Genomic DNA, 3,373 nt, shown 5'->3' with positions numbered 1-3,373 from the left:
ACATCGACCAAATGGTGACCGCCGAGCGGCTGGCGATCCTCAAGGTGTTCGGCGTCGCCGCGGTGGTGATGTTCGTGCTGTCGGTGCTGCTGGCCTCGACCATCGCCGGCCCGGTGCGACGGCTGGCCGACGCCGCCGAGCGGGTCCGGCGCCGCATTCGCGCCCGGGTCGAGATTCCCGACTTCACCAAGCGCCGTGACGAGATCGGGCATCTGTCGGGCGCGCTGCGCGACATGACGGATTCGCTTTACAACCGCATCGAGGCGATCGAGCGGTTCGCCGCCGACGTGTCGCACGAGCTGAAGAACCCGCTGACCTCGCTGCGCTCGGCGGTGGAGACGCTGCCGCTGGCCAAGACCGACAACAGCCGGGCGCGGCTGCTGAGCGTGATCGAGCACGACGTCAAACGGCTCGACCGGCTGATCTCCGACATTTCCGACGCCAGCCGGCTCGACGCCGAATTGCAGCGCCAGGACGCCGCCCAGGTCGATCTGCGGAGGCTGCTGACGACGCTGACGCTGGTCGCCAACGAGACGAGGCTCGGCCACAGCACCATGGTCGAGGTCAAGTTCGACGGTCCGGCCTCCGACCAGTTCTCGGTGCCGGGCCATGACTCCCGGCTCGGTCAGGTGATCTCCAACCTGCTGTCCAACGCGCAGTCGTTTTCCTGCGAAGGCGGCAAGGTCCGCATCCTGTGCCGCCGCCGCAAGGCCGAGATCGAGATCATCGTCGAGGACGAGGGCCCCGGCATCCGCGAGGACGCGCTGGAGAAGATCTTCGAGCGCTTCTACACCGACCGGCCGCACCAGGGCTTCGGCCAGAATTCCGGCCTCGGCCTGTCGATCTCCAAGCAGATCGTCGAGGCCCATGGCGGCAGGATCTGGGCCGAGAACCGCGTCGGTCCGCGCGGCGAAGACGGCGAGCCGACCGTCGCCGGCGCCCGCTTCGTCGTGCGGCTGCCGGCCAAATGACCGCGGCGTCGCCCCGCACCGTCCACGCCTCGGCCGTCAAGGTCGGCGACCACGCCGTGGTGATTCGCGGCGCGTCCGGCTCGGGCAAATCCAGGCTCGCCTGGGCGCTGATCATGGCGGGCCGCGCCGGCCAGATCCCGCCAGCCGAACTGATCGGCGACGACCGGGTGGTTCTGGAGCCGGAGCACGGACGGCTGATGGTTCGTCAGGTGCCCGGGCTGGCCGGGCTGATCGAGATCCGCGGCCTCGGGCTACGACGGACCGCGGCCGCCGCAGCCGCCGTCGCCGGGCTGGTGGTCGATCTTCAGGCTGCGGATGCGTCGCGGATGCCCGAAGCTGCAGCGCTATGGACCGAAATCGGCGGCGTCCAATTGCCGCGGGTCGCGGTCGGCGCCGGCTACGATCCGCTACCCTTGGTGGTGGCCGCCCTGACGACAACCGACGCAACCGGCGACGAAGCCTGATTGCAGGTTTGTTCTCAGCGATTTAGTAACTATATCAGCCCAACAATCGTCACTGAACGGCCTTGCCGCAGCTCCTCAGCGCCTTGCCTTCGTCGGGGAATCGCGCAGACCCCCTTGCATAGGGGCTCTGGATGGTCAAAGTGACCGGTTCGCGCGGTGCACCAAAAGCACCCGCGAGGAGTTTCCGATGATTGGTCTGGTACTTGTGACCCACGGGCGCCTCGCCGACGAGTTCAAGGCAGCGCTGGAACACGTGATGGGGCCACAACAACAAATCGAAGCCGTCACGATTGGCGCCGAAGACGACGCCGATCTGTGCCGCAGCGACATTATCGAGGCGGTCAATCGCGTCGACAGCGGTGAGGGCGTGGCGATCCTGACCGACATGTTCGGCGGAACGCCGTCCAACCTGGCGATTTCCTGCATGAGCCGCCCGAAGGTCGAAGTGCTCGCCGGCATCAATTTACCTATGCTGGTGAAGCTCGCCAAAGTCCGTGAGGAGCGCTCGCTGCCCGAGGCGATCGCGCTGGCTCAGGAGGCCGGGCGCAAATACGTCACCATCGCCAGCAGGGTGTTGGCCGGAAAATGATCGCGGACGCGCCCCAGCCCGGCTCCGAACCGGACCATGCCGCCGGCGCTTCCGCCGAAAAGATTTCCCGTGAGATTCCGGTCATCAACAAGCGCGGCCTGCATGCGCGGGCCTCCGCCAAATTCGTGCAGATGGCCGAGCGCTTCAACGCCGAGGTCTGGGTCACCCGCAACGGCGAGACCGTCGGCGGCACCTCGATCATGGGGCTGATGATGCTGGCGGCCGGGATCGGCACCACCGTGACGGTCTCGGCGAGCGGCCCCGAAGCCCGCCAGGCGCTGGACGCGATCACCGAGCTGATGGGCTCGAAATTCGGCGAAGAAGAGTAGCCGGCGGCCTCGCCGATCGCCGTCCGGCTGTCTCGCGCTTTGGTTATTTCGCGCTCGCTCCCGTCGGCAGCACCAGGAAGAACACGTCGCTGACCCGCCCGCCGGCCTGCCCGAACAGCGGCCGGCTGAGCCACACCTTGCCGCGCAGGATCTGCGGCTGGCCGGCGACGATCTGCTCGGCGGTCGCGATACAGCCCTTGTCCTCGGCCGGGCATACCAAGATGGCTCCGCGTGCCGCGGCCCGCTGCTTCAGCGCGGCGAGGTCCGCAGTCTCGAAGCCCAGCGTGTCGGTGCGCAGATAGAACGCGGTATTCTCGGCCAGCACGGTTTCGCCGGCCACCAGCGGCACCGGCTGGTCGCTGTGCCGGCGCCATTCGCGGTCGACATGGTCGGCGAGCAGCGAGGCATATTCGAATGGTCCCGGCGGATCGTTCAAATGGATCACCAGCGCCACCACGGGCGACAGCGCCAGCGAACCGAGCGACACCACGGACGCCACGATCAGCCCGCGCCGCACCGCCTCGCGCCCCACCACGATCAGCGGCGAGGCCAGCAGCACGACCGGCAGCAGCGTGTAGGCCGGCATCGCCCACAGCGGCACGATGCGAATGCCGGTCGCCAGCGCCACCGGCATCGGCGCCACGATCAGCAGCGCCTGGATCAGCAGGATGGTGCGCCGCTGCGAATCGCCCGGCCACGCGATGTCGGCGAGCGCCGCACGCGACGGCCGCAGCACCACCGCCGCCGTGATCAGCGCCACCGCCGCGTAGGCGATGGCACCGGGCAGATAGGTCAGCGTATCCCGCAAATTGTCGCCGACGCCGGCCGATTCGTGCGCGGCCGCATAGGTGAAGGTCGGAAAATCATGCGCGGCCAGCCACCAGACATGCGGGCCCAGCACCAGGCCGCCGCACAGGATCATCAGCCACGGTGCCATTGATGCGAAGAACCGGCCGCGCCGCGGATCGATCAGCGCCGCCAGCCCCAGCGCGACGATCAGCCCGATCGACCAGTATTTTC

The 3,373-nt window shown here is 68.1% G+C and carries 4 protein-coding genes and 1 pseudogene; 4 read left to right on the top strand and 1 reads right to left on the bottom strand.

The features are described 5' to 3' along the window. The 4 genes from DU475_RS23430 to DU475_RS23415 form a co-directional block, all read left to right on the top strand. A partial coding sequence (locus tag DU475_RS23430) for a sensor histidine kinase (protein ID WP_164633477.1) occupies positions 1-971 on the top strand: 971 nt, incomplete at its 5' end. Next, positions 968-1,435: an HPr kinase/phosphorylase gene (locus tag DU475_RS23425; RefSeq protein ID WP_164633476.1), complete on the top strand. Its 468-nt coding sequence runs from the start codon at positions 968-970 to the stop codon at positions 1,433-1,435. The genes DU475_RS23430 and DU475_RS23425, both read left to right, overlap by 4 nt. A gap of 187 nt (positions 1,436-1,622) precedes the next feature. Further along, positions 1,623-2,024 (top strand): PTS sugar transporter subunit IIA, encoded by a 402-nt coding sequence (locus DU475_RS23420; RefSeq protein WP_011155923.1) that lies wholly within the window; start codon positions 1,623-1,625, stop codon positions 2,022-2,024. Then, positions 2,021-2,353 (top strand): HPr family phosphocarrier protein, encoded by a 333-nt coding sequence (locus DU475_RS23415; protein WP_013500113.1) that lies wholly within the window; start codon positions 2,021-2,023, stop codon positions 2,351-2,353. The genes DU475_RS23420 and DU475_RS23415 overlap by 4 nt, the downstream gene beginning before the upstream one ends. A gap of 43 nt (positions 2,354-2,396) precedes the next feature. Here the strand turns inward: DU475_RS23415 and DU475_RS23410 are convergent. After that, positions 2,397-3,373: pseudogene (locus tag DU475_RS23410) on the bottom strand (glycosyltransferase family 39 protein); the annotation flags it as partial.

Origin of the sequence: Rhodopseudomonas sp. WA056, assembly GCF_010906995.1 — a bacterium.
GTDB classification, from domain to species: Bacteria; Pseudomonadota; Alphaproteobacteria; order Rhizobiales; family Xanthobacteraceae; genus Rhodopseudomonas; species Rhodopseudomonas palustris_G.
The sequence above is the reverse complement of the archived record's forward strand: the minus strand, read 5'-3'. Positions and strand labels throughout refer to the sequence as shown.

Coding starts and splice junctions, on each gene's coding strand:
- DU475_RS23425 (WP_164633476.1), top strand. CDS start 968: ATGACCGCGGCGTCGCCCCGCACCGTCCACGCCTCGGCCGTCAAGGTC.
- DU475_RS23420 (WP_011155923.1), top strand. CDS start 1,623: ATGATTGGTCTGGTACTTGTGACCCACGGGCGCCTCGCCGACGAGTTC.
- DU475_RS23415 (WP_013500113.1), top strand. CDS start 2,021: ATGATCGCGGACGCGCCCCAGCCCGGCTCCGAACCGGACCATGCCGCC.